Origin of the sequence: Phenylobacterium sp. (assembly GCF_965229015.1) — a bacterium.
GTDB lineage: Bacteria > Pseudomonadota > Alphaproteobacteria > Caulobacterales > Caulobacteraceae > Phenylobacterium.
Genome location: NZ_CBDDIM010000001.1, coordinates 2,379,007 through 2,402,421 on the forward strand (window position 1 = coordinate 2,379,007; position 23,415 = coordinate 2,402,421).

At 68.9% G+C, this 23,415-nt stretch carries 23 protein-coding genes; 14 read left to right on the forward strand and 9 right to left on the reverse strand.

Going from position 1 to position 23,415, the window contains the following annotated elements:
- Positions 1-27: 27 nt before the first annotated feature.
- From ACO06I_RS11975 to ACO06I_RS12000, 6 genes are all read left to right on the forward strand, one after another.
- Positions 28-588: a shikimate kinase gene (locus tag ACO06I_RS11975; protein ID WP_421932796.1), complete on the forward strand. Its 561-nt coding sequence runs from the start codon at positions 28-30 to the stop codon at positions 586-588.
- Positions 585-1,700, forward strand: a complete 1,116-nt coding sequence (gene aroB / locus ACO06I_RS11980) for a 3-dehydroquinate synthase (protein ID WP_421932797.1) — start codon at positions 585-587, stop codon at positions 1,698-1,700. The genes ACO06I_RS11975 and aroB overlap by 4 nt, the downstream gene beginning before the upstream one ends.
- A gap of 2 nt (positions 1,701-1,702) precedes the next feature.
- Complete coding sequence (locus ACO06I_RS11985) at positions 1,703-2,995, forward strand: HlyC/CorC family transporter (RefSeq protein ID WP_421933625.1); 1,293 nt, start codon at positions 1,703-1,705, stop codon at positions 2,993-2,995.
- Positions 2,996-3,190: 195 nt separating this feature from the next.
- Positions 3,191-3,568, forward strand: a complete 378-nt coding sequence (locus ACO06I_RS11990) for a response regulator (RefSeq protein ID WP_421932798.1) — start codon at positions 3,191-3,193, stop codon at positions 3,566-3,568.
- 6 nt (positions 3,569-3,574) lie between these two features.
- Positions 3,575-3,724, forward strand: coding sequence for a hypothetical protein (locus ACO06I_RS11995; protein WP_421932799.1), 150 nt, complete (start codon positions 3,575-3,577; stop codon positions 3,722-3,724).
- Positions 3,725-3,805: 81 nt separating this feature from the next.
- Positions 3,806-4,210 carry a hypothetical protein gene (locus tag ACO06I_RS12000; protein WP_421932800.1) on the forward strand — a complete coding sequence of 135 codons (405 nt, stop codon included), beginning with the start codon at positions 3,806-3,808 and terminating at the stop codon, positions 4,208-4,210.
- Positions 4,211-4,214: 4 nt separating this feature from the next.
- On the opposite strand, the gene ACO06I_RS12005 is transcribed toward ACO06I_RS12000, so the two are convergent.
- From ACO06I_RS12005 to ACO06I_RS12020, 4 genes are read right to left on the reverse strand one after another with little or no spacing between them, the layout of a single operon-like run.
- Positions 4,215-6,479, reverse strand: a complete 2,265-nt coding sequence (locus tag ACO06I_RS12005) for a molybdopterin cofactor-binding domain-containing protein (RefSeq protein WP_421932801.1) — start codon at positions 6,477-6,479, stop codon at positions 4,215-4,217.
- Complete coding sequence (locus ACO06I_RS12010) at positions 6,476-7,432, reverse strand: FAD binding domain-containing protein (protein WP_421932802.1); 957 nt, start codon at positions 7,430-7,432, stop codon at positions 6,476-6,478. Before ACO06I_RS12010 ends, ACO06I_RS12005 begins: the two co-directional genes overlap by 4 nt.
- A complete protein-coding gene (locus ACO06I_RS12015) occupies positions 7,429-7,935 on the reverse strand; it encodes a 2Fe-2S iron-sulfur cluster-binding protein (protein WP_421932803.1) in 507 nt (168 codons plus the stop codon). The genes ACO06I_RS12010 and ACO06I_RS12015 overlap by 4 nt, the downstream gene beginning before the upstream one ends.
- Before the next feature lie 56 nt (positions 7,936-7,991).
- On the reverse strand, positions 7,992-8,264 hold the full coding sequence (locus ACO06I_RS12020; RefSeq protein ID WP_421932804.1) for a BolA family protein: 273 nt from the start codon (positions 8,262-8,264) through the stop codon (positions 7,992-7,994).
- 52 nt (positions 8,265-8,316) lie between these two features.
- On the opposite strand from ACO06I_RS12020, the gene ACO06I_RS12025 reads away from it, so the two are divergent.
- The gene (locus ACO06I_RS12025; RefSeq protein WP_421932805.1) at positions 8,317-8,970 is read left to right on the forward strand and encodes a J domain-containing protein; all 654 of its coding nucleotides are present in this window, start codon (positions 8,317-8,319) and stop codon (positions 8,968-8,970) included.
- Positions 8,971-8,980: 10 nt separating this feature from the next.
- Here the strand turns inward: ACO06I_RS12025 and ACO06I_RS12030 are convergent, their stop codons facing one another.
- Complete coding sequence (locus ACO06I_RS12030) at positions 8,981-9,853, reverse strand: TauD/TfdA dioxygenase family protein (RefSeq protein ID WP_421932806.1); 873 nt, start codon at positions 9,851-9,853, stop codon at positions 8,981-8,983.
- Positions 9,854-9,954: 101 nt separating this feature from the next.
- On the opposite strand from ACO06I_RS12030, the gene cobS reads away from it, so the two are divergent.
- A complete protein-coding gene (cobS, locus tag ACO06I_RS12035) occupies positions 9,955-10,959 on the forward strand; it encodes a cobaltochelatase subunit CobS (protein WP_421932807.1) in 1,005 nt (334 codons plus the stop codon).
- Here the strand turns inward: cobS and ACO06I_RS12040 are convergent.
- Positions 10,956-11,633, reverse strand: a complete 678-nt coding sequence (locus tag ACO06I_RS12040; RefSeq protein WP_421932808.1) for a TorF family putative porin — start codon at positions 11,631-11,633, stop codon at positions 10,956-10,958. The genes cobS and ACO06I_RS12040 overlap by 4 nt on opposite strands.
- Before the next feature lie 217 nt (positions 11,634-11,850).
- On the opposite strand from ACO06I_RS12040, the gene ACO06I_RS12045 reads away from it, so the two are divergent.
- Positions 11,851-13,905, forward strand: coding sequence for an ATP-binding protein (locus ACO06I_RS12045; RefSeq protein WP_421932809.1), 2,055 nt, complete (start codon positions 11,851-11,853; stop codon positions 13,903-13,905).
- A 56-nt stretch (positions 13,906-13,961) separates the two neighbouring features.
- Here ACO06I_RS12045 and ACO06I_RS12050 read toward each other — a convergent pair whose 3' ends face one another.
- Positions 13,962-14,141 (reverse strand): DUF1328 domain-containing protein, encoded by a 180-nt coding sequence (locus ACO06I_RS12050; protein ID WP_215338773.1) that lies wholly within the window; start codon positions 14,139-14,141, stop codon positions 13,962-13,964.
- Between the two features lie 34 nt (positions 14,142-14,175).
- Here ACO06I_RS12050 and ACO06I_RS12055 point away from each other — a divergent pair, with 34 nt between their 5' ends.
- Entirely contained in the window at positions 14,176-14,574 is a 399-nt protein-coding gene (locus ACO06I_RS12055; protein ID WP_421932810.1) for an AprI/Inh family metalloprotease inhibitor, read from the forward strand.
- Here ACO06I_RS12055 and ACO06I_RS12060 read toward each other — a convergent pair.
- Entirely contained in the window at positions 14,560-15,801 is a 1,242-nt protein-coding gene (locus tag ACO06I_RS12060; protein ID WP_421932811.1) for a hypothetical protein, read from the reverse strand. The two genes, ACO06I_RS12055 and ACO06I_RS12060, sit on opposite strands and share 15 nt — an antisense overlap.
- Before the next feature lie 138 nt (positions 15,802-15,939).
- On the opposite strand from ACO06I_RS12060, the gene cobT reads away from it, so the two are divergent.
- From cobT to ACO06I_RS12075, 3 genes are all read left to right on the forward strand, one after another.
- Complete coding sequence (gene cobT, locus ACO06I_RS12065) at positions 15,940-17,892, forward strand: cobaltochelatase subunit CobT (protein ID WP_421932812.1); 1,953 nt, start codon at positions 15,940-15,942, stop codon at positions 17,890-17,892.
- Positions 17,889-18,851, forward strand: coding sequence for an esterase-like activity of phytase family protein (locus ACO06I_RS12070; protein WP_421932813.1), 963 nt, complete (start codon positions 17,889-17,891; stop codon positions 18,849-18,851). Before cobT ends, ACO06I_RS12070 begins: the two co-directional genes overlap by 4 nt.
- A 68-nt stretch (positions 18,852-18,919) precedes the next feature.
- Positions 18,920-19,666 (forward strand): dienelactone hydrolase family protein, encoded by a 747-nt coding sequence (locus tag ACO06I_RS12075; protein WP_421932814.1) that lies wholly within the window; start codon positions 18,920-18,922, stop codon positions 19,664-19,666.
- Between the two features lie 62 nt (positions 19,667-19,728).
- Here the strand turns inward: ACO06I_RS12075 and rpmB are convergent, their stop codons facing one another.
- Positions 19,729-20,034, reverse strand: coding sequence for a 50S ribosomal protein L28 (rpmB, locus tag ACO06I_RS12080; RefSeq protein ID WP_304699373.1), 306 nt, complete (start codon positions 20,032-20,034; stop codon positions 19,729-19,731).
- Positions 20,035-20,421: 387 nt separating this feature from the next.
- On the opposite strand from rpmB, the gene ACO06I_RS12085 reads away from it, so the two are divergent.
- Positions 20,422-23,388 (forward strand): TonB-dependent receptor domain-containing protein, encoded by a 2,967-nt coding sequence (locus ACO06I_RS12085; protein ID WP_421932815.1) that lies wholly within the window; start codon positions 20,422-20,424, stop codon positions 23,386-23,388.
- Positions 23,389-23,415 lie beyond the last annotated feature (27 nt).

The following is a 23,415-nucleotide window of genomic DNA, read 5'->3' on the forward strand; positions in this document are numbered from 1 at the left end:
TCGCCCTGATGTAGACCTTCGCCGTTCATGGACCGTTACAAACCGCTACGCGCCCGCACCATCACCCTCGTCGGCCTGATGGGGGTCGGCAAATCCAGCGTGGGCCGCCGCCTGGCCAACGCTCTGGAACTGCCGTTCCGCGACGCCGACGCCGAGGTGGAGGCCGCGGCCGGCCGCTCCATCCCCGACATCTTCGCCGATCTGGGGGAGCCCGCCTTCCGCGAGGGCGAGCGCCGGGTGATCGCCCGCCTGCTGGACGAGCCGCCCCACGTGCTGGCCACCGGCGGGGGCGCCTTCATGAACCCCGAGACCCGCGCCCTCATCAAGGCCCGCTCCATCTCCGTCTGGCTGAAGGCCGACCTGGAGGTGCTGGCCCGCCGGGTGTCGCGCAAGGACAACCGGCCGCTGATCGCCGGCCGCGACCCCTTGAGCGTGCTGCAGGACCAGGCCGCCGAACGCTACCCCATCTACGCCCAGGCCGACGTCATGGTGGAGACCGGCGACGCCGCCCACCACGTGACGGTGGATCAGGTGATCCAGGCCCTGTCGGCCTATGTGCAGTCGAAGTCCGAGGAAGCCTCGTCATGACCCCCCGCATCGTCCCCGTGGGTCTCGCCGAGCGATCCTACGAGGTCGTGATCGGCCGGGGCCTGCTGGACGAGGCCGGCGCGCGCATCGCCCCCTTCCTGAAGAACAGGCGCGTGGCGGTGGTCAGCGACGAGATCGTCTGGCGCCTGCACGGCGCGCGGCTGACCGCTTCGCTGGAGGCCGCCGGCATCGCCTGCCCGGCCATCGTGGTGCCGCCGGGGGAGCAGACCAAGAGCTTCGAAGGCCTGGCCGACCTGTCGGACCGCCTGCTGGCCCTGGAGCTGGACCGGAACGACCTGATCGTGGCCTTCGGCGGCGGGGTGGTGGGCGACCTGGCCGGCTTCGCCGCGGCCATCTACAAGCGCGGCGTCGATTTCGTGCAGATTCCCACCACCCTGTTGGCCCAGGTGGACTCCTCGGTGGGGGGCAAGACCGCCATCGACACCCCGCGCGGCAAGAACCTGGTGGGCGCCTTCCACCAGCCGCGCCTGGTCCTGGCCGACCTCGACGTGCTCTCCACCCTCAGCGACCGCGAGATGCGGGCGGGCTACGCCGAGGTGATCAAGTACGGCCTGCTGGGGGACTTTTCCTTCTTCGAATGGCTGGAGGCCAACGCCGCCGCCGTCCTGGCCCGCGACCCTGAGGCCCTGGCCCACGCCGTCGCGCGTTCCGTGGAGATGAAGACCGAGATCGTCATCGAGGACGAGAAGGAGGCGGGCCGCCGGGCCCTGCTCAATCTCGGCCACACCTTCGGCCACGCCCTAGAGGCCGAGACCGGCTACGGCGAGGCCCTGCTGCACGGTGAAGCCGTCGCGGCGGGCTCGGCGATCGCCTTCCGCTTCTCCGCCGCCCAGGGCCTGTGTTCGGCCCAGGACGCGGTCCGCGCCGAGGCCGCCATCGCCGCGGCCGGCCTGCCCACCCGCATGGAGGCCGTGGCGCCCGTCCCCTTCCACGCCGAGGCCCTGGTCCGCCACATGGGCCAGGACAAGAAGGCCGACGGCGGCAAGCTGACCTTCATCCTGGCGCGCGCCCTCGGCGACGCCTTCGTGGCCAAGGACGTCAGCGCCCAGGCCGTGCGTGAATTCCTCATCTCGGAAGGAGCCAAGCCGTGACCGTGCTGGCGATCATCGCAGGTCTGGCCCCGATCCTGATCGCCCTGCTCAGCCTGTCGGGCCTGATCTCGGCGGCGGAGACCTCGATGACGGCGGCCAGCCGCGGCCGGATGCACCAGCTGGAGCGCGAGGGCGACCGCGCCGCCCGCCGCATCAACGTGATGATGTCCGATCAGGAAAAGATGATCGGGGCCATCCTGCTCTCCAACAACGTCATCAATATCGGCGCCTCGGCCCTCACGACCCTGGCGCTGTCGACCGCCTTCCCCGGCCCCCTGGGCGCCCTGATCGCCACCGGCGTGATGACGGTGCTGATCGTGATCTTCAGCGAGATCCTGCCCAAGTCCCTGGCCATCGCCCGGGCCGACGACGTGGCCCGCGCCCTGTCGATCCCGACCTACTGGGTGGTGCGCATCTTCGGGCCGCTCGCCAACGGCGCCCAGTGGGTGGTGCGTCAGACCCTGAGGCCCTTCGGCATCAAGCTGTCCATGGACATCGACGTCCTGGCCGCCCACGAGGAGATCCGCGGGGCGGTGGAGTACCACCACTCCGAGGGCCTGGTGGAGGAGCGCGACCGCCGCATGCTGGGGGGCGTTCTCGACCTCTCCCACATGGACGTCAGCGAGGTGATGGTCCACCGCATGTCGATCTCGATGATCGACGCCGACCTGCCGCCCGCCGAACTGGTGACCGCCATGCTGGCCAGCGCCCACACCCGGGTGCCGCTCTATCGGGACGACGCCGAGAACATCGTCGGCGTGCTGCACGCCAAGGACCTGCTGCAGGCGATCGCCGATTCGGGCGGCCGGATGGACGATCTCAAGGTCTCCGAGATCATCCGCGAGCCCTGGTTCATCCCGGAGACCACCAATCTTAAGGACCAGCTCAACGCCTTCCTCAAGCGCCAGAGCCACTTCGCCCTGGTGGTGGACGAGTACGGCGCCCTGCAGGGCCTGGTGACCCTGGAGGACATCCTCGAGGAGATCGTCGGCGAGATCGACGACGAGCACGACAGCGCCATCCACGGCGTCCGCCGCCAGGCCGACGGGGCGGTGGTGGTGGACGGCTCGGTGACCATCCGCGACCTCAACCGCGCCATGGACTGGGACCTGCCCGACGATGACGCCGTCACCGTGGCCGGCCTGGTGATCCACGAGGCCCAGACCATTCCGAAGATCGGCCAGACCTTCATCTTCCACCGCCACCGCTTCCAGGTGGTCAAACGGGTCCGAAACCAGATCACCACCCTGCGCATCTCCCCGCCCCTGGATCAGAACGCCCCGCTGGAGGCGTGACGCCGGCCGCGCGGGAATTCTCGCCGCGTGGAACCGAACCGGAGGCCGCATGGTTTTCTCGCAAGGCGAAATGCGGGCGGGGAGCCAGCTTGACCATGTGCGAAACCGGACAGACGGCCAGACCGGACTTGACTATCGTGGCCCGGAGCCGTCCTGCGATATGGTGACGTCGGTGAACCTGCTGGAGATTTCCCAATGAGCGCTCTGACCGATCTGGCGGGTCTGCGGGTTCTCGTGGTCGAGGACGAGATGATGGTCTCGATGCTGATCGAGGACATGCTGTCGGACCTCGGCTGCGTGGTGGTCGGCCCGGCCGCGCGCCTGGACGAGGCCATCGCGCTGGCCGAATCCACCCCCATCGACTGCGCGGTCCTGGACGTGAATCTGGGGGGTCAGCCGATCTTTCCGCTGGCGGACATCCTGCGGGCCAAGGGCGCGCCCTTCGCCTTCGCCACGGGCTATGGCGACGCCGGCCTGCGCGACGTCGACAAGGGCTCGCCGGTCCTGCAGAAGCCCTTCCGCGAGAGCGACCTGGCCCGCATCCTCGGCGAGCTGCGCGCCAAGGTCGGCTAGACCGCCATGGCCAAATGGGCCGGCATCTTCCTCGTCGTGATGGTGGCCGCGGCGATCGCGGGCTTCCTGATCGACGCGATCCGAGTGATCGCGAGCTTCCTGTTCCTGGGCTGCGCCGCCGGCCTGGCGATCACCTATCTGAACCGCGCGAAGTAGGCTTACCCAACCCAGACTGGTCCGCCTTCGCCGCCATTGCTAAGGTTGAAGTCAGGTCCGCAGCGGTCGGGTGAGTGCTGGATGAATGATGCTTCGCGAGCGCGCAGCCTGACCGGGGTTTGGCAAGGCCTATTCTCCTATCCCGAGCAGTTCGAACCTTGCCCGTTCACCGCCACCTTCATTCAGGTCGGTGACCTGATCAGCGGCACGATCCATGAGCCGAACCAGGAAGGCGACGGCGACGCCGAGACCTTCCAGGCCACCCTGGAAGGCCGTAGCCGAGACAGTATCGTCGGGTTCGTGAAGACCTATGACGGCGCCAGCACCCGCGATCATTCGGTTCACTACGAGGGCATCCTGAGCGCCGACGGCGACGAGATCGAGGGCTATTGGTACATCCCCGGCGTCTGGGACGGGAAGTTCCTGATGATCCGCTCCGCCCGCTATGAGGAGGCCGCCGCGCGAAAAGCCTTCGCGCGGGCCTGATCCCCTAGAGACCCTTCGCCATCAGGCCTTCCAGCACCTTGTCCGGGGTCATCGGATAGTCGCGCAGGCGGACCCCGCAGGCGTTGTAGATGGCGTTGGCCACCGCCGCCCCGGCGCCGCAGATGCCCAGCTCTCCCACCCCCTTGATCCCCATGGGATTGGCCTTGTCGTCAGCCTCGTCCAGGAAGATGGCGTCCAGGTCGACGATATCGGCGTGGGTGGGCACCAGGTAGCCGGCCATGTCCTGGTTGATGAAGGAGCCGTAGCGGGCGTCCACCACATTGCCCTCGGTGAGCGCCGTGCCGACGCCCCAGATCATGCCGCCGGTGACCTGGCTCCTGGCGGTCTTGGCGTTGAGGATACGGCCGGCGGCGAAGACCCCGAACATCTTGCGCATGCGCACCTCGCCGGTGACCGTGTCCACCCCGACCTCGGCGAAGTGGGCGCCGTAGGTGTGCTGGGAATAGTCGCGGGCGTCGGCGGCGGGCGTGATGGAACCCTCCACATAGACCCCCTCCGGCGCGGCGCGGGCCACCAGGGCGCCCAGGCTCTCCGAGCGGTTCTCGATGGCGATATTGCCATTGCCGAAGGTGACGTAGGTGGGATCCCCGCCATAGAGCGGCGAGTTGGGATCGCCGATGGCCAGCTCGGCCAGGGCCTTGCGCAGGTTCATATTGGCCTCGAAGGCCGCCGAGCCGGCCGTGGCCGCCCCGAATTGGCCGCCGGAGCCGGGGGCCGGCGGGAAGTCGGAATCCCCCAGCTCGATCTTCACCTGCTCCATCGTCACCCCCATGGTCTCGGCGGTGATCTGGGCCAGGATGGTGTAGGTGCCGGTGCCGATGTCGGTCATGCCCTGGCGCAGGGTGACCGTGCCGTCGGCGTCGATCCGCACCCCGGCCTTGGCCGGCAGCAGGAAGTTGCCGCGGATCGCGCAGGCCATGCCCATGCCCACCAGCCAGCGGCCGTCACGCACCTGGCCCGGCTTGGGGTTGCGTCGCTCCCAACCGAAGCGCTGGGCGCCGGTGTTCAGGCACTGGACCAGCTGGCGGATGGAGAAGGGCTTGCCGGTCTCCGGGTCGACGTCCGGCTCGTTGCGCAGCCGCAGCTCTATGGGGTCGATCCCCAGCTTCTCGGCCAGCTCGTCCATGGCGCATTCCAGGCTGAGCATGCCCGAGGCCTCCCCCGGCGCCCGCATGGGGCCGGCGGCGGGGATGTCCATCTTCACCAGGCGGTGGCCGGTGAGGCGGTTGGGGGCGGCGTAGAGATTGCGGGAGAAGTTGGCCGCATGCTCCACGAAGGGGGCGTTGCGGGCGCAGTGGGTGACCGCCTCGACCGCGAAGGCGTTCAGCCGGCCGTCGGGCTCGGCCCCCAACCGCACCCGCATGCTGACCGCGGGGCGGTGGATGGTGGCCTGGAACATCTGCTGGCGGGTGTAGGCGACCTTCACCGGCCGCCCCAGCGCCTGGGCGCCCAGGGCCGCCAGAGTCAGGTCGTCATAGGATTGGCCCTTGCCGCCGAAGCCACCGCCGATATAGCGGGTCAGCAGGTGGACCCGGTCCGAGGGGATGGCCAGGGTCTCGGCCAGGGCGTGCTGGCCGCCCTTCACCATCTGGATCGAGGTGTGGACCGTGACCTTGTCGCCGTCCCACCAGGCGGTGGTGGCGCAGGGCTCCATCTGCACATGGTTCTGGATCGGGCTGAAATAGGTCTCGTCGATCTGCACCGGGGCCTTGGCGTAGGCGCCGTCGAAATCTCCGATGCGGACGTCCTCTTCCCCGTGGGGCATTTCGGCCGAGGCGAGGCTGGCGCGGAAGTCCAGCACCGCCGGCTCCGCGGCATAGTCGATCCGGATCAGGTGGGCGGCGGCCCGCGCGTTCTCCCAGGTGTCGGCGGCGACGAAGGCCACCGGCTGACCGAAGAACTCCACGCGGTCGGAGGCCAGGGCCGGATTGGCCGCCCGCTGGCTGCGGGGATTGGCCCGCTCGCCCCGGCGGGCCTGTTTGGGAACGTTGAGGTGGGTCCAGACGATCTGGACGCCCGGGGCGGCCTCGGCGGCGGCGGTGTCGATGGCGGTGATCCGACCCCGCGCGATGGTGGCCGGCAGCAGGTAGCCATAGACTGGCGGCGAGGGCGGCTCGACCTCATAGGCGTAGGCCGCCGTGCCGGTGACCTTCAGCTTGCCTTCATAACGGTCGACGCCCTTGCCGATGATGCCGCTACGGTTTTCCGTGACGGGGTTCGGGGCCGCCCAATCCTTGACCGAGCTCATGCGCCTCTCCCTTGCCTGGCCTCGTCCAGGGCAGCCGCCGTCATGCGGGCCACCAGGGCGATCTTGAAGCCGTTCTTGCCATTGTCCTGCGCGCCGGCCAGTTCGGCGTGGGCGGCCTCGACCGCGCTGGCGCCGGCGGCGAGGGCCGCCTCGGCCTTCTCCGCCCGCCAGGGCTTGTGGGCCACGGCGCCGAAGGCGACCTTGGTCCCCACAACCGCGACACTGGCCAGGCCGCCGGCGTAGGACGCCCGGTCGCGGGCCTTATGATAGATTTGCCCGCCCGCCGCCGCCGCCGGGGGCAGGATCACCGCGGCGATCAGCTCGCCGGGCGCCAGGTTGGTCTCGATGTGCGGGGTGTCGCCGGGCAGGCGATGCAGGTCGGCCACCGCCAGGGTCCGCGTGGCGCCCTGCGGCGTCACCGTCTCCACCTGGGCGTCCAGGGCGGTGAGCGCCACGGCCATGTCCGAGGGGTGGGTGGCGATGCAGGCCTCGCTGGCGCCGAAGATGGCGCTGTTGCGATTCAGGCCCTCCAGCGCGCTGCAGCCCGAGCCGGGATGGCGCTTGTTGCAGGGCTTGGAGGGATCATAGAAATAGGCGCAACGGGTCCGTTGCAGCAGGTTGCCGCCGGTGGTGGCCTTGTTCCGCAGCTGGCCCGAGCCGCCGGAGACGATGGCCTGGGTCAGGACCGAGTAGCGGGCGCGGACCCGGGCGTCGGCGGCCAGGTGGCTGTTGGTGACCATGGCGCCGATGCGCAGGCCGCCCTCGGCGGTGTCCTCGATGGCCGACAGCGGCAGGCGGTTGACGTCCACCAGGTGGGCGGGCTGCTCGATATCGAGCTTCATCAGGTCCAGCAGGTTGGTGCCGCCGGCCAGGAACTTGGCGCCTGGCGTGTCAGCCACCGCCTTGACCGCGGCGGCGATGTCGGTGGGACGTTCGTAGGTGAAGGGCCTCATGCCACCTCTCCGGCCACGTCGCGGATCGCCGCGATGATCTGGGGATAGGCCGAGCAGCGGCAGATGTTGCCGCTCATGCGTTCGCGGATCTCGGCGTCGGTGAGCGCGATGGCGCCGGTGAGGTCGTCGGTGGCCTGGCTGGGCCAGTTCTCCGCGGCTTCCCGCAGCATGCCCACGGCCGAGCAGATCTGGCCGGGCGTGCAGTAGCCGCACTGGAAGGCGTCCTGCTCCAGGAAGGCCTGCTGCATCGGGTGCAGGTTGGCCTCGCCGCCGATGCCCTCGATGGTGGTGACCTCGTGGCCGTCGTGCATGACCGCCAGGCTGAGGCAGGCGTTGATCCGCACCCCGTTCACCAGGACGGTGCAGGCGCCGCACTGGCCGTGGTCACAGCCCTTCTTGGAGCCCTTGAGGTTGAGGTGCTCGCGCAGGGCGTCGAGCAGGCTGGTGCGGGGATCGAGGTCGAGCGCCCTCGCCTGCCCGTTTACGGTGATGGTCGTCTTCAAACACGCCTCCCCAGCGCGGGGCCGCCTTGGCCGGCGGCGCCATTTCGAAAGTTAGATCAGTCCTCGCCCGGTGCGAGGGCCTTCACCGTGAGCGCATGCAGGGGACCTGCCAGCTCCTCGGCCAATGTCCGGTAGACCATCCGCTGCCGCGCCACCTTGGCGGCGCCCTCGAAGGCCTGGGCTTGAATGACTACATTAAAATGGCTCTCGCCCGAGGCGTTGGCCCCCGCATGTCCCGCGTGTCGGGCGGAATCGTCTTCGATTTCCAGGCGGGTGGGGGAGAACGCTTTGGTGAGCTTGTCGTGGATGGCCTCAAATATGGCGCCCATTTGGATAATCTTCAATTCTTGAAAGGGTCTCAGACCGCTTCATACTTGGGTCATGGCCGGCGCGTTTCAATACAAGCCTAAGTTCGTCGATATCCGGGTCCGCCCGCCGACCCCCGGGGAGGCCGCGCAGACCGACGACGTCTATGCGCTCAAGCCCGGGGAACGGGCTTGCGACCATCCGGGGTGCCGGCTGGCGGGGAGCGCGCGCGCGCCGAAGTCCCGGGACATGCTCAACGAGCACTACTGGTTCTGCCAGCCGCACGCGGCGGAATATAACCGCAACTGGAACTTCTTCGCCGGCATGAGCGAGGGCGAGATCAAGCAGCGCCAGGCCCAGAGCGCCCAGGGCGACCGCCCGACCTGGGACTTCAAGGCCGGCCGCTTCTCCCGCGAGGCCGCCGCGGCGGCCCAGGGCTTTGGCCAGGGCACGGGCTATCGCGACCCCTTCAACCTGTTCGGCAGCGGCAACGGCAACCCGCGGGCCGCCAACGCGCCTGAGCGTCGGCGCCTGGGCAAGCTGGAGCGCAACGCCCTGGCCGACCTGGACCTGGACGAGAACGCCGACGGCCCGGCGATCCGCGCCCGCTATATCGAGCTGGTGAAGCGCACCCACCCGGACTCCAACGGCGGCGACCGTTCGGCCGAGCACAAGCTGCAGCGTGTGATCAAGGCCTACCAGCAGCTCCGCAAGGCCAAGATGGCCTAGGTAGCGGCGCTCAGACCGGCTTCTCTCCCGCCACCGTCGTGCGGTGCATCAGGCGCAGGTGGCCGTCATAGCCGCCCTCGGCGAAATGGACCGTGCAGCGGTTGTCCCACATCAGCAGCATGTTGGTCCGCCACCTGTGGCGGTAGACGAAGCGGTCCTGGGTGATGTGGGCGAACAGGAAGCCGAGGATGGCCTGAGCTTCCTTGGCCTCGAAGCCCTCGATGCCCACCGTGTAGACCGGGCTGACGAACAGGGCCTTGCGGCCGGTGACCGGATGGGTGCGGACCAGGGGATGGGTCAGCGCCTGGTCGGCTTCCTCCGAGACGATGATGGCCATGGTCCGCTTCTCGGTCTCGCGAGCGAAGACCCCCTTGGTCCCATAGGCGCGGCCGGCCGAGTGGACGGCCTTCATCGGCGCCAGCAGGGCCTTCATGGCCGGGGAGAGGGCGTCGTAGGCGCTGGCGCAGTCGGCGAACAGGGTGTCGCCGCCCACCGGCGGGACCACCTGGGAATGCAGCAGGGTGGCGGCAGGGGGCTTTTCCTGGAAACTCCAGTCGGAATGCCAGCCGGCGCCGAAATTCGTGGCCTTCTCATCAGGCTCCCGACGCAGCTCCAGGACGTTGGGGTGGCCGGGCATGGGGGCGATGAACGGGTCGACCCCAAATTTTCCCATCTCCAGGGTGAAGGCCTCCAGCTCGTCCAGGCTCAGGGGCTGGTCGGGGAAGCTGACCACCGAATGACGGGCCCAGGCGGTGCGGATTTCCTCGCGGGCCTCTGGGGAAAGCGGGCGCGACAGGTCCACGCCGACGATCTCGGCGCCGAAGCCCGACTCGGTGGCGAAGACCTGAATCGCACGATACGGCCGCACGGCTTGCTGCAACATGGGTGGACGCTCCCTTCGTCATTCCGGTATGGGTCGCAGGGACAGACCTTCATCAAACACACGTTTGCTTCGCACGCGTAAGCCTGTAATCGAACCGCACCATGACTTCCTTCGCCGAAAACCAAGACGACAAGCTCCTCACCCTGGTCCCGGACCGGAAGGTTTCCGTCCGCGAAACCTTCGGCGTGGATGTGGACATGACCGTGCCCGCCTTCAGCGAGCGCGACAGCCATGTCCCGGACCTCGACCCGTCCTACAAGTTCGATCCGGAGACCACCCGGGCGATCTGCGCGGGCTTCGCCTTCGACCGCCGGGTGATGGTCCAGGGCTATCACGGCACGGGCAAGTCGACCCACATCGAGCAGGTGGCCGCGCGCCTCAACTGGCCGCTGATCCGGGTGAACCTGGACAGCCACGTCAGCCGTATCGACCTGGTGGGCAAGGACGCCATCGTCCTGAAGGACGGCAAGCAGGTCACCGAATTCCGTGAAGGCATTCTGCCCTGGTCGATCCAGCGGCCGGTGGCCCTGGTGTTCGACGAATACGACGCCGGCCGCCCGGACGTGATGTTCGTGATCCAGCGCATCCTGGAGGCCCAGGGCAAGCTGACCCTGCTGGACCAGAACCGCGTGATCCGACCCAACCCGTTCTTCCGGCTGTTCTCGACCACCAACACCATCGGTCTGGGCGACACCACCGGCCTCTATCACGGCACTCAGCAGATCAACCAAGGTCAGATGGACCGCTGGTCGATCGTCACCACCCTGAACTATCTGGCCCACGACGTGGAAGCCGAGATCGTGCTGTCCAAGGCCCCGCACTACAACACCCCCGAGGGCAAGCGCACGATCGCCGCCATGGTCCGTGTCGCCGACATGACCCGCAACGCCTTCATGAACGGGGACATCTCCACGGTCATGAGCCCGCGGACCGTGATCACCTGGGCGCAGAACACCGAGATCTTCGGCGGCGACATCGCCCTGGGCTTCCGGATGACCTTCCTGAACAAGTGCGACGAGTTGGAGCGCGGCACCGTGGCCGAATTCTTCCAGCGCGCGTTCGGTCAGGACCTGCCGGAAAGCACCGCCCGCGTGCGGGTGGCCTAGAAGGTCACCCCAAGCGAGGCGACGACGGTCGAGTCGACGCCGGCGGCGTCGGTTCCGACATAGCGGGCCGAGAGGCTGACAGGGCCGAAGTTCTTGCTCACGCCCAGCGACCAGTCGGTCTTGCGGTCGGCGAAGGCGCCGTCCTCCCAGCCGAGCGTCGCGTCCAGGCTCACGGGCCAGGCCGCGGGCGCGAGGGCGGCCGAGCCATAGACATAGGCGTTGTCCTGGTCCCCGGTGTTGGACTGGGCCGGGGCGTAGGCGCCGCCCAGGGTCCAGGTCCAGGCGCCGGACGTGCGGGCCACCGAGACGGGGATCTCCACGAAGTTCACGTCCTGCCCGCCGGGATAGGTGTAGGCCGCCAGCCCGACGTCGACGTCATAGGCGCCCAGGCTGAAGGCGCGGCCCAGGCTGAGGTCGAACTCGACGGTCGCGCCCTTGCCGGCGGCGTCGGCCCCGTACTCGTCGATCGTCGAGGCCCAGACGCCGGCGTAGAAGCCCGACGATCCGGTCAAGGTCAGGCCGCCCTGCGCCGCCGGCTGCTCGTCCGACAGGGAATAACCGCGGAACCGGTAGTCGGACACCACCGTCAGGTCTCCGGACAGCTTGAGGTCCTGCGCCTGCGCGGCCCCGGCGGCGGAGAGGGCGGCGATCGAGATCAGGGCGAGACGCAGCATGAAGAACCTCTGGTGGAACAAAGGTCTGTTCTGCGGGACCAGCACTGAACATTCCGTCAAATCGACTACACTCATTTTGGGTAAAGTAGATTCGGCCTCGGCTTTACAGTTTGATGACCTCACCTTGCTAGGAACGAGGTCTGTTCCCCCCGTGAGTTTGATGTCCCCCAAACTTCCCCACAGCCAGAGAGCCGCACGACGGATCATCCTGCTTGCGATGGTGATTCTGGCGATCGTCGTGGCTGGCGGCGTGGCGATGCTGGCCTACACCGCGGCCTCGGTGGACCAGGTCCAGGTGCAGGAAGAGCGGCTGCTGGTGGCGCGTCGGGTCGAGCGGACCCTGGAACAGATCGTCACCGACATCAGCTCCGCCAGCGTGTGGGACGACGCCTATGTGCGGCTTGGGCCCAACATCGACGAGACCTGGGCCGACGAGAACATCGGCCGCTACTACGCCCAGTACCTGCATCACGACCTCAGCCTGATCTTCGACAGCCAGGACCACCCCGTCTACGCGTGGCGCGGCGAGGGCCGGATCGTGGCCGAGCAGCTCGGCGCCTTCCCCCGCGACGTGGCGCCCCTGCTGGCGCGCCTGCGGTCCGAGGAACAGGCCCGGGGCGTCAGCCGGGCGAGCAAGCCCTACGGTCTGGAGGCCGAAAGGACCACCAGCGGGGTCGTCGTGTCGAGCGGCCACTACTTCCTGGTGGGCGCCACCTCGGTGACGGCCGAGACCGCCGGCCCGGCGCAGCGGCCCGGCCCGGCGCCGATCATTGTCTCCGCCCGCCGCATGGACGGCGGCTTCCTGAAGGAGATGGAAAGCAACCTGCGGGTCGCGGGCGCCAGGATCACCCCGCCCGGCGCGGTGAAGACACGCGCGAGCACCTCCATCGTCGACGCCAACGGCTTCGTCGTCGGCGACCTGGCCTGGACCCAGAAGCGGCCGGGGCTGAAGGTCCTGAGGGACGCCGCGCCCATCTTCGTCCTGGCCTTCCTGGTGCTGCTGGTAAGCGGCGCCGCCCTGGCGCTCCGCATCCGGGCGATCTTGCGCGACCTCGCCGCCGGCGACGCCGCCCTGGACCGGACCATGTCGCAACTGGTGCGCGCCCGGGATCAGGCCGACACCGCCAACATCGCCAAGTCGCAGTTCCTGGCCAATATGAGCCACGAGATCCGCACGCCCCTGAACGGCATCCTCGGCATGGCCCAGGTGATGGAGCGTGACGAGCTGACCCCGGCCCAGGCCGATCGGCTGAGCGTGATCCGCACCTCCGGCCAGACCCTGCTCGGCGTGCTGAACGACGTCCTGGACATCTCCAAGATCGAGGCCGGCCGGCTGGACGTCGACGCCCATGAGTTCGACCTGGCCGAGGCGGTGAACCAAGCGTGCGCCACCTTCACCAATCTCGCCGCCCAGAAGGACATCGAGCTGATCGTCGAGATCGCGCCCGAGGCCCACGGAATCTGGTGGGGCGACGGCGCCCGACTGCGCCAGGTCATCGCCAACCTGGTCTCCAACGCGATCAAGTTCACCGCCGAGGGCGTGGTGAGGGTGACAGTGGCCCCCGCGGCCCAGGGCCTGGCCTTCTCCGTCCGCGACAGCGGCATCGGCATCCCACCCGAACGCCTGGGGGAGCTGTTCCAGAAGTTCAACCAGGTGGACGCCTCCACCAGCCGTCGCTTCGGGGGCACCGGCCTGGGCCTGGCCATCTGCCGCGAGCTGGTGGAGTTGATGGGGGGGCAGATCGGCGTGACCAGCGCTGCGGGCGAGGGCTCGACCTTCAGCTTCACCCTGCCCCTCGAGAAGCGGGCCGAGGCGCGGCCGCGCTCGGCCCAGGCCGAGGAGCCCTCGGCCGAGACCTATGTGGCCAAGATCCTGGCGGCCGAGGACAACGCCACCAACCAGCTGATCCTGAAGTCCCTGCTGGAGCCCTTCGGCGTGGACCTCACCCTGGTCTCCAACGGCCGCGAGGCGGTGGACGCGGTCCGGGCGCAGGCCTTCGACCTGTTGCTGATGGACGTCCAGATGCCCGAGATGAACGGCGTGGAGGCCACCCAGGCCATCCGCCGGCTGGAGGCCGAACAGGGCCGGCCGCCCCTGCCGATCCTGGCGCTGTCGGCCAATGTCATGCGCCACCAGGTCAGCGAGTACCTCGCCGCAGGTATGACGGGCTTCGTGCCCAAGCCCATCGAGGCGGCCAGGCTGTTCGCGGCCATCGACGAGGCGCTATCGGCCCAGGCGGAGCCCGCGATGGGCGCGGCCGCGACGGCCTGAATCAGAAAGGCGCGGAGGTGACTCCGCGCCCTTATCCGATCAGAGTGGAAGGCGGCTCAGCCGCCGCTGATCTTCTTGCCGACGAAGGCGCCCAAGGCCAGGAACAGCACAAAGCCGATCACGGCGACGAAGAAGAGCAGCTTGGCGATGCCCGCGGCGGCGCCGGCCATGCCGGTGAAACCGAGGGCGCCGGCGATCAGTGCGACCACCGCGAAAATCAGGGCCCATTTCAACATGTCGAACTCCAGCCAGAGATATCCAAGGTCTTGCTTGCTCAACGCAGGCCTCGCCGTCGCGTTCCTGGCGCTGGCGGCGCCGGCGAGCGCCGCGCCCAAGGCGATGACCCCGGCCAATGCGCCCGGGGCCTTCGCCGGCGTCTGGTCCCTGGCCGGCGTCAACGAGGGCGACGCGGCCTGCACCCTCACGCTCAGGAAGGGCGCGGCGATCGGCGGCTGGCGCCTGGCCATCCCCAGGCGGTGTTTCACGGCGGTGGGTCTAAGTCGGGACGTGGCGGCCTGGACGGTCTATCCGAACGGCGCCATCGGCCTCACCGATCCGCTGCGCCATGCCCTCCTGCGGTTCGAACCCAAGGCGCAGGGCGCCTATGTCGCCGAGCCCGTCGGGGGTTCGCCGCTGGTGATGGAGAAGCTGGGCTCAGGCGGCCAGTAGCGGGAGGGCTTCGGGGGGCTGCATGCGGCCGCCCACCGGCGTCGTCTGAAGCCGGCAGACTCCTGGCCCGGTGACGAAGGGCACGCGGGCGGCGATGCAGGCGTCGAGTTCAAGGCGGTTGCGCACGTTGGTGACCGCCGCCCAGATTTGTTTCTTGCGATAGAGGTGAATCCGGTCGGCGAACCGCCGCAAGGCCGCCAGCCGCGTCCGCTGGTCCCCATGGGGCAGGACCATGGTGACGCTGGTCACCGCCTGGGGCGGCACCTTCTCCACCTCGAAGCCCGGATCCTGGGTGCGCAGGTCGATATTGGTGACGTACTTCGACAGCATCGCCCGGATGGTGGCGAGCGAGGTGAACGCCGGGTCGCGCGGAACATCATAGACCGCGGCCGCCAACTTCCCCTTGGCGTCCCGCGGCAGGGTGGCGAGCATCTCCTCGTAGACGGCGCGCTGGGAGGCGCGGACGATGTTGGAGTAGCAGACAGGCAGGTAGAGCATCGAATGGGGGCCGGGCGCGGCCAGCATCCGCGCCGCCACCGCGATGCAGTCGGCGTCAAAGGCCCGGGGATCGGCGGGCATGTGCTCGTCGCCTTCCACCAGGCTGAGGTGGGTCCTCAGGGTTCCGGGCGTGGAGCTGATCACGTCGCCGACGAAGACGCCGCGCAGGGTGAAGTAGATGCCCTGGACGCCTTCGAGCTGCGGCATCGGCTGGTTGGCCGTTTCCTGGGCGATATCCTCCCGGGCGCCTTGCTGGGTCAGCCAAATTGGGCCCACCGGGCCACCTGGGGAAAGATCGGGTTCGGCCTCGTCATGTTCAGTCTCGGCCGCCTCGATGCGGCTCAACCGTCCGCCGGGGGGCAGCAAGGAGGGATCGAGCAGGGCAGCGCTGACGGCCGCGTCGTCGAGGGCCGCGAAGGCCTTCACCGCTTCCGCCGAGCCCTCGAATAGCAGCAGACCGACCTTGCCGGCGTCATCGTCGCCTTCACCGAACAGCTTTATCTGCAGGTCGTCGCCCAGCCGGGCCAGCTCTTGGACATCCAGCTCGTCGGCGCGCGGATCGGTCAATAGGAACGAATAATGGGTCAGGGGCGCGAACTGGCGTGGCCATTGCCATTTTCCCTCGAGATAGATTCCCGAGAACTTGGCGACCAGGGGACCCAGGACGGCGGGGCTGAGCCCCGTCTTCTCCACATCCACCGCCACCCTCAGACATGCTACCGCCGTCACCGCTCAACTCCTGGCCAACGCCCCGCCCTCAGGGGCGCTGGAAGAGGTAAACAGATTGCTGCAGACAAGTTTTCGCCGCGGGCCATCGGCCAAGCAGGACTTTCCTCGGTTCCCCCCGTCAGGCTATGAAGTTTGATCATGGCCAAGAACCCGGAAAGCCCGCTCGAGCCCTTTAAACGCGCGCTTGCGAACGCGGCGCGCTCCCTGGCGGAGTCGCCCGATCTGGAGATCGTCTACTCCGGGGAAGGCCCCCTGCTCAGCGGCAATCGCGCGGTCTTGCCGCACCCGCCCCGCGACCTGACGCCGATGGACGCCGCGCGCATCCGCGGCCTGGCCGATCAGATGGCCCTGCGCATCTCGCACCACGACGCCCAGGTCCACGCCCGCACCCGGCCGGGCTCGGCGCTCGGCGCGCCGCTCTACGACGCCCTGGAGCAGGTCCGCATCGAGGCCATCGGCTCCAACGCGCTCGGCGGCGTCCGCGAGAACCTCAAGGTCGTGCACGAGCAGGCCTGGGCCAAGCGCCCCTTCAATCCCGTCGACGCCCAGGCCAACCCGCCCATGGCTGACATCGTGGCCCTGATGGCGCGCGAACGCCTGACGGGGGTCGAGTCGCCGCCGAACGCCAAGCTGCTGGTGGACATGTTCCGCGACGAGATCGAGGCCCGGGCGGGCGAGGATCTCGACAAGCTGATCGAGAAGATCGACGACCAGAAGGCCTACGCCAAGATGGCGCGCACCATCCTGCGCGACCTCTCCATGGGCGACGATCTCTCCGACGCCCCCGACCAGGCCGATCAGGACGACGAGGAAGGCGACGAAGGCGAGGCCGAGTCCTCGGAGGACGGCGGCGAGGGCGACGGCGAGGGCCAGTCCCCGCAACAGGCCTCCATGGACGAGAGCGAGGCGACCCACAGCGAAAGCGAGGACGCCGACAGCCAGATGATGCAGGCGGAGGACGATCCCAACGCCGAGGACTCCGACGAACCGCCGGAGATGGGCGAGGGCGAGCAGCCCGCGCGCCCCGACCTCAAGGGTGACGCCAAGACCCCGACCTACAGGGTCTTCACCACCGCCAATGACGAGGTGGTGGCCGCCGAGGAGCTCTGCGACACCGAGGAGCTGACCCGGCTGCGGGCCTATCTCGACCAGCAGCTCGCCAGCCTGTCGAGCGTGGTCTCCCGCCTGGCCAACAAGCTGCAGCGCAAGCTGATGGCCCAGCAGAACCGCTCCTGGACCTTCGACCTGGAGGAAGGGATGCTGGACGTGGCGCGCCTGACCCGCGTCATCACCGATCCCACCGCCTCGCTCGCCTTCAAGGAAGAGGAAGACACCGAGTTCCGCGACACGGTGGTCACCATCCTGATCGACAATTCCGGCTCGATGCGCGGGCGGCCAATCATGGTGGCGGCCGTCTGCGCCGACATCCTGGCCCGCACCCTGGAACGCTGCGGCGTGAAGACCGAGATCCTCGGCTTCACCACCCGGGCCTGGAAGGGCGGCACGAGCCGCGAGGACTGGCTGAAGGCCGGCAAGCCCGCCCAGCCCGGCCGCCTGAACGACCTGCGCCACATCATCTACAAGTCCGCCGACGCCCCTTGGCGCCGGGCCCGCCGCAACCTCGGCCTGATGATGCGCGAGGGGCTGCTGAAGGAGAACATCGACGGCGAGGCCCTGATGTGGGCCCACCAGCGGCTGATCGGCCGCTCGGAAGCCCGCCGCATCCTGATGGTGATCTCCGACGGGGCGCCGGTGGACGACTCCACCCTGTCGGTGAACTCCGGCCACTATCTGGAGCGCCACCTGCGCGAGGTGATCGCCGAGATCCAGGACAAGAGCCCGGTGCAGCTGATCGCCATCGGCATCGGCCACGACGTCACCCGCTACTACCGCCGCGCGGTGACCATCGTGGATGTGGAGCAACTGGCCGGCGCCATCGTCGAGCAGCTGGCCGAGCTCTTCCAGGAGGAGCCGCGCAAGGCCAACCGCAAGACCGCGGGCCTGCTGCAGCCGCCGCCCAACACCCAGGGCCCGCAGGGCGGAGCGGCGCGCCGGTCCACCTTCAAGGAAGTCCGGAGGGCCGTGGCGTGAGGCGGCTGATCCTGGGAGCGGCGCTCGCGGCGCTCACCGCCTGCGCCCAACCGGCGACCCTGCCCAAGGGACCGGTGGCCGCCGGCGCCGGGATCACCCTCACCGCGACGCCCGTGGCGCTCAATGCCCAGAACCCGGCCCAGGATCGGGTCGGCGACTTCGTCTATGCCGGCGGCCTGGTGCTGTCCTCCGAGCAGACCGCGCGACTGCACGGCCTGTCGGACCTGAGGGTCACCCCGGACGGCAAGGTTCTGTCCCTCAGCGACGAAGGCGACCTGCTGGAGACCCGGCTGGTGCTGGACAAGGCCGGGCGCCTGGCGGGCGTCGGGCCTGGCAAGCTGACCGTGCTCACCGGCCCCGACGGCAAGCCGCTGCAGGGCAAGAAGGAGGCTGACGCCGAGGGCCTGGCGGTGCTGGCCAATGGCGACCGCCTGGTGAGCTTCGAGGCCATCGACCGCATCCTGCTCTATCCGGCCAAGGGCGGCGTCCCGCGCGTGGTTCCCGCCCCGGTGGCGACCTTCCCCTCCAACGGCGGCATGGAGGCCCTGGCGGCCGATCCCGACGCCGGCCCCGACGCCTATGTGACGGCGGGCGAGGACTCGGGCGAGACCTGGACCTGCAAGGTCAGCAGCCCCTGCGTGAAGGGCCCCACCCTGCAGAAGCCGGTCGAGTTCGGGGTGGTGGCGGTCAACCGGCTGGCGGGCGGGAACACCGCCTGGCTGTTCCGCGCCTGGGATCCGCTGCAGGGCAGCCGCATCACCCTGAAGATCTTGGGCCCCGGCGGCGAGGTGGCCCGTCTGGACCTGGCCCGGCCCCTGACCGTGGACAATATCGAAGGCGTCTCGGCGGTCCCCAACCGAGACGGCACGACCCGATTCTACCTGATTTCCGACGACAACTTTTCAAAGTCCCAGAAGACCCTGCTGCTGGCCTTCGACTGGAAGCCGCAGCCACATTGAATTGGCGTGGGATGCGGGCGGAAAGCCGGCTCCCACCTTTCCTCATCCCGCTCCCGCGAGGCGCCATTATGAGCCGTACCGAAATCGCCCTCCCCACCCCCGAGGGCGACGCTCGCGCCTTCGTCTTCAAGCCCGACACCGGCGCCGGCCCCTGGCCCGCCGCCATCATCGCCATGGACGCCCCGGCCATCCGCCCGGCCCTGTTCGAGATGGGGGAGCGCCTGGCGGCCGCCGGCTATTACGTCCTGCTGCCGGACCTGTTCTGGCGCGCCGGGCCCTACCCGCCCCTGGACATCGCCGCGGCCCGGGCGGGCGATCCGGAGGCCGGCGCCCTGTTCGCCAAGCTGCGGGCCAGCACCGGGGTCGGACGCCAGATGACCGACGTGAAGGCCTGCCTCGACTACATCGCGGCCGATCCGGACGCCAAGCCCGACAAGGTGGGGGTGACCGGCTATTGCATGGGGGGCTCCATCGCCCTGCGGGCGGCGGGCACCTATCCCGACCGTATCGCCGCGGCGGCCTCCTTCCACGGCGGCAATATGGCCACCGACGACGAACGCAGCCCGCACCTGCTGGCGCCGGCGATCAAGGCCAAGGTGCTGGTGGCCGGGGCCATCGAGGACCGCAGCTTCGACGACGCCCAGAAGGAGCGTCTGACCAGGTCCCTGAGCGAGGCCGGCGTCGACGCCGAGGTCTCGACCTGGGAGGGCTGCAAGCACGGCTGGGTGCCCAGCGACATGCCGGTGCACAATCCGGAGGGCGCCGAGCGCCACTGGCGCGAACTTATCGCGCTGTTCGACAGCGCGCTGAAGTAACCGCCCAAAGAAAAAGGCCGGCGTCACCGCCGGCCTTTTCCAAATCTCGAAGCGTGCGACGCCTAGGCGGCGGCCGCCGGCGCTTGCGCGGCGAGCTTGGCCTTCAGTTGGCGCTTGATCTTCAGGGCGCGGGGCGAGAGCTGCTCGTCCTTGGCCTTGACCAGGAAGACGTCCAGGCCGCCGCGGAAGTCCAGGGTGCGGCGGGCCGCATTGGAGATGCGCAGCTTGAAGGTCTGACCCAGCGCATCCGACTGCAGACTGGCGGGCGCCAGGGCCGGCAGGAAGCGGCGCTTCGTCTTGATATTCGAGTGGCTCACATTGTGGCCGACCATGGGGCCGATACCGGTGAGTTCGCAACGACGCGACATGGCTTAAGACCTAAGCGAGAAAAGAGTGACGGCGAGCGGACCCGCGCGAGAGCGGGCGATATAGTCGAAGGGAAGCGGCGGCGTCAAGGCGGAGCCGCCCTTCGGAGGTCGCGCGGGCGCATTCTTCTTATCGAGGCCGTCGGTCGCGCAACCCGGCGACTTGTGCCTCACGCGGCCTAAGCTACAATACCTTGTAGGGAACAAATCCCGAATCGCGCCGAGTCACCGATTCGGTCCTGATTCGTTGCGGGCGTGTTCCTGCGGTTCCCCGATCCCGTTAATCCCAAGGCTTTGCGCGACCTGTAGCGGCGGCGCGGCGCTTCCCCTAGCCTGGGCTGCAAATCACCCGCGAGGGTGGATCGGGCTGTTCCGGGTGGGGATATTCAGATGACGACGATGCGATCGGGCCTGCTGTGCGCCAGCGCCCTGGCGAGCCTCCTGGCGTTCAGCGCGGTCCCGGCGGCGGCGCAGACACCCGACTCGGAGGTTTCCGAGATCGTTGTCACCGGCAGCCGCATCGCGCGGAAGGATTATGTCTCCGAGAGCCCCATCGTCACGGTGGGCGCAGACCAGATCGCCGCCGTGGGCATGGTGACGATCGAGAACACCCTCAACCAGCTGCCCCAGTTCACGCCCTCGAACGGGGCGGGCACCAACACCACCAACTTCGTCACCACGCCTGGCCAGGCCTACGCCAACCTGCGGGGCCTGGGGCCTACCCGCACCCTGGTGCTGATCGACGGCCGCCGGGTGGTGGCCGGCAACCCCAACGCCGTGGTGGACCTCAACACCGTCCCGACCTTCCTGGTGGAGAGCGTGGAGACCATCACCGGGGGCGCCTCGGCGGTCTATGGCTCGGACGCCATCGCCGGGGTGGTGAACTTCAAGCTGAAGCGCGATTTCGAGGGCTTCCAGGTCGACGCCCAGTTCGGGGCCGCCAGCCGCAACGACGCCGGCCAGACGACGGTCTCCGCCGGCTGGGGCCACAACCTCGCCGACGGCCGGGGCAACCTCGCCGCCGCCATCACCTATGACAAGCGCGAGGGCCTGCTGGCCGCCGACCGCGACTGGGCGGCCGTCGGCTATTCGATCCTCACCACCGGCCTGACGCCCTCGGGCGCCGCCACCATCCCCGACGGCCGCTTCGATCCCACCTCCAACGCCGGCGGCGCGGCCAACCTGCCCAGCCAGGCGGCGATGAACGCGGTGTTCGGCGCCTATGGATTCGCGCCCGGGACCGTGGCCCGCGGCGCCAGCCTCAGCTTCAACGCCGACGGGACCCTGTTCTCCACCGCCCCGGTGAACAACCACAAGGGCGCCCGCGACCCCGGCTTCTCGCCCACCAGCTACACCTTCAACAGCGCCGCCTACCGCTACTTGAACCTGCCTCTGGAGCGCTGGAGCCTCTACGCCACCGGCCGCTACGACCTGAGCGACGCCGTGGAGGCCTATGGGACGGCCAGCTACACCACCTATGACGTCTCGCGGCAGCTCGGCCCCGCCTCCGCCAGCGACGGCGCCTTCCCCGGCCCCGACATCGTGGTCCCGGTGACCAACCCGTTCATCCCGACCGACCTGCGCACCCTGCTGGCCTCGCGGGCCAATCCGACCGCGGACTTCTATCCGCGCCGCGCCTTCACCGAGGTGGGGGGCCGACTCTCCAACAACACCTATGAGACCCTGCAACTGGTGGGCGGCCTGCGCGGCGCCCTGCCGGTGAAGGACTGGAAGTGGGATCTCTACGCCAGCTACGGCCAGATGGACCACACCGAGCACCAGTTCGGCAATGTCAGCCGGGCGGCCATGCGCACCCTGACCTTCGCCGCCGACGGCGGGGCGGCCCTCTGCGGCGGCTTCAACATCTTCGGGGCCGGCAAGGTCAGCCCGGGCTGCGCGGCCTATATCGCCCGCAACGTCACCAATTCCACCACCATCAAGCAGACGGTCGTCGAGGGTTACGCCACCGGCAGCCTGGTCGACCTGCCCGCGGGTCCGCTGAAGTTCTCGGCCGGCGCCCAGTACCGCAAGGACGACTTCGACTACGCCCCGGACGCCCTGCTGCAGGGTCCCGACATCGTCGGCTTCAATCCGGCGGTTCCGGTCAGCGGGGACATCACCTCCAAGGAGGTCTACGCCGAGCTGCTGGTCCCGGTCCTGGCCGACCTGCCCCTGATCGAGAGCCTGGACGTCACCCTGGGGGGCCGGGTGGCCGACTATTCCACCACTGGCCAGGTCAGCGCTTACAAGGCCGACCTGACCTGGAAACCGGTCTCCAGCCTACTGGTGCGCGGCGGCTATCAGCGGGCGGTCCGCGCCCCCAACATCGCCGAGCTGTTCTCGCCCCAGTCCCTGGGCTTCGTCGGCGTCGGCACGCCGGGCGCCGGAACCACGGCGGGCGACCCCTGCGACGTGCGCTCCTCGTTCCGCACCGGCGCCAACGCCGCGGCGGTGCGGACCCTCTGCCTGGCGCAGGGCGTGCCGGCCTCGATCATCGACAGCTTCAACCAGGCCTCCAACCAGGTGGAGATCACCGGCGGCGGCAATCCCAACCTCACCGAGGAGACCGCCGACAGCGTCACGGCCGGGGCCGTCTGGTCTCCCGCCGTCGACGCCCGCTTCCTGCGCCGGTTCAGCGTCAGCCTGGACTATTACAGGATCGAGGTGGCCGACGTGGTGGGGACCATCGGGGTCCCCACCATCCTGTCCTCCTGCTTCAACGCCGACGGCTCCAACCCGGGGCTCTCCAACGCCAACTTCTACTGCCAGCAGTTCACGCGCCTGGCCTCGGGCAACATCACCGGGGTGACCCAGACCCAGGTGAACCTGGCCTCGGTGAAGACCGCCGGCCTCGACGCCCAGGTGGACTGGGGCTTCGACCTCGCCGATCTCGGCCTGCCGCAGGCGGCCGGCGCGCTGGCCTTCAACCTGGTGGTCTCCAGGCTCGACAGCTTCGAGCGCCAGGCGCGGCCGGGCGCGGCCTTCGTGCAATATGCCGGGACTATCGGCGCCGATCTCTCCGGCGGGGCCCTGCCGGAATGGAAGTCGGTGCTGGCCGCGACCTGGAGCGTCGGCCCGGTGAAGACCACCCTGCGCTGGCGGCGCATCGGCGCCATGACCGACGCCCGCAGCGTCCCCACCTTCAGCCCCACGGCGGTGGGTACGCCGAACTACGACGTCTATGACCTGTCGGGCTCATGGAAGATCGACGACCGGGTCAGCCTGAGGGCCGGGGTCAACAATATCGGCGACAAGGACCCGCCCTACTTCACCAGCTACCCCAACTCCAACACCGACCCGTCCAGCTTCGACGTCCTGGGCCGCCGGTTCTTCGTGGGGATCAACGCGAGGTTCTGATTCAAGAGCGATAGAGCGCGTCGGACG

Bases quoted from the DNA above. Each gene is read 5' to 3' on its own strand.
- ACO06I_RS12085 (WP_421932815.1), top strand. From the start codon at position 20,422: ATGACGACGATGCGATCGGGCCTGCTGTGCGCCAGCGCCCTGGCGAGC.
- ACO06I_RS12040 (WP_421932808.1), bottom strand. From the start codon at position 11,633: ATGCTGCGTCTCGCCCTGATCTCGATCGCCGCCCTCTCCGCCGCCGGG.
- ACO06I_RS12005 (WP_421932801.1), bottom strand. From the start codon at position 6,479: ATGAGCTCGGTCAAGGATTGGGCGGCCCCGAACCCCGTCACGGAAAAC.
- ACO06I_RS12000 (WP_421932800.1), top strand. From the start codon at position 3,806: ATGAATGATGCTTCGCGAGCGCGCAGCCTGACCGGGGTTTGGCAAGGC.
- ACO06I_RS12030 (WP_421932806.1), bottom strand. From the start codon at position 9,853: ATGTTGCAGCAAGCCGTGCGGCCGTATCGTGCGATTCAGGTCTTCGCC.
- cobS (WP_421932807.1), top strand. From the start codon at position 9,955: ATGACTTCCTTCGCCGAAAACCAAGACGACAAGCTCCTCACCCTGGTC.
- ACO06I_RS11995 (WP_421932799.1), top strand. From the start codon at position 3,575: ATGGCCAAATGGGCCGGCATCTTCCTCGTCGTGATGGTGGCCGCGGCG.
- cobT (WP_421932812.1), top strand. From the start codon at position 15,940: ATGGCCAAGAACCCGGAAAGCCCGCTCGAGCCCTTTAAACGCGCGCTT.
- ACO06I_RS11975 (WP_421932796.1), top strand. From the start codon at position 28: ATGGACCGTTACAAACCGCTACGCGCCCGCACCATCACCCTCGTCGGC.
- ACO06I_RS12020 (WP_421932804.1), bottom strand. From the start codon at position 8,264: ATGGGCGCCATATTTGAGGCCATCCACGACAAGCTCACCAAAGCGTTC.
- ACO06I_RS12010 (WP_421932802.1), bottom strand. From the start codon at position 7,432: ATGAGGCCCTTCACCTACGAACGTCCCACCGACATCGCCGCCGCGGTC.
- ACO06I_RS12075 (WP_421932814.1), top strand. From the start codon at position 18,920: ATGAGCCGTACCGAAATCGCCCTCCCCACCCCCGAGGGCGACGCTCGC.
- aroB (WP_421932797.1), top strand. From the start codon at position 585: ATGACCCCCCGCATCGTCCCCGTGGGTCTCGCCGAGCGATCCTACGAG.
- ACO06I_RS12025 (WP_421932805.1), top strand. From the start codon at position 8,317: ATGGCCGGCGCGTTTCAATACAAGCCTAAGTTCGTCGATATCCGGGTC.
- rpmB (WP_304699373.1), bottom strand. From the start codon at position 20,034: ATGTCGCGTCGTTGCGAACTCACCGGTATCGGCCCCATGGTCGGCCAC.
- ACO06I_RS11990 (WP_421932798.1), top strand. From the start codon at position 3,191: ATGAGCGCTCTGACCGATCTGGCGGGTCTGCGGGTTCTCGTGGTCGAG.
- ACO06I_RS12045 (WP_421932809.1), top strand. From the start codon at position 11,851: ATGGTGATTCTGGCGATCGTCGTGGCTGGCGGCGTGGCGATGCTGGCC.
- ACO06I_RS12050 (WP_215338773.1), bottom strand. From the start codon at position 14,141: ATGTTGAAATGGGCCCTGATTTTCGCGGTGGTCGCACTGATCGCCGGC.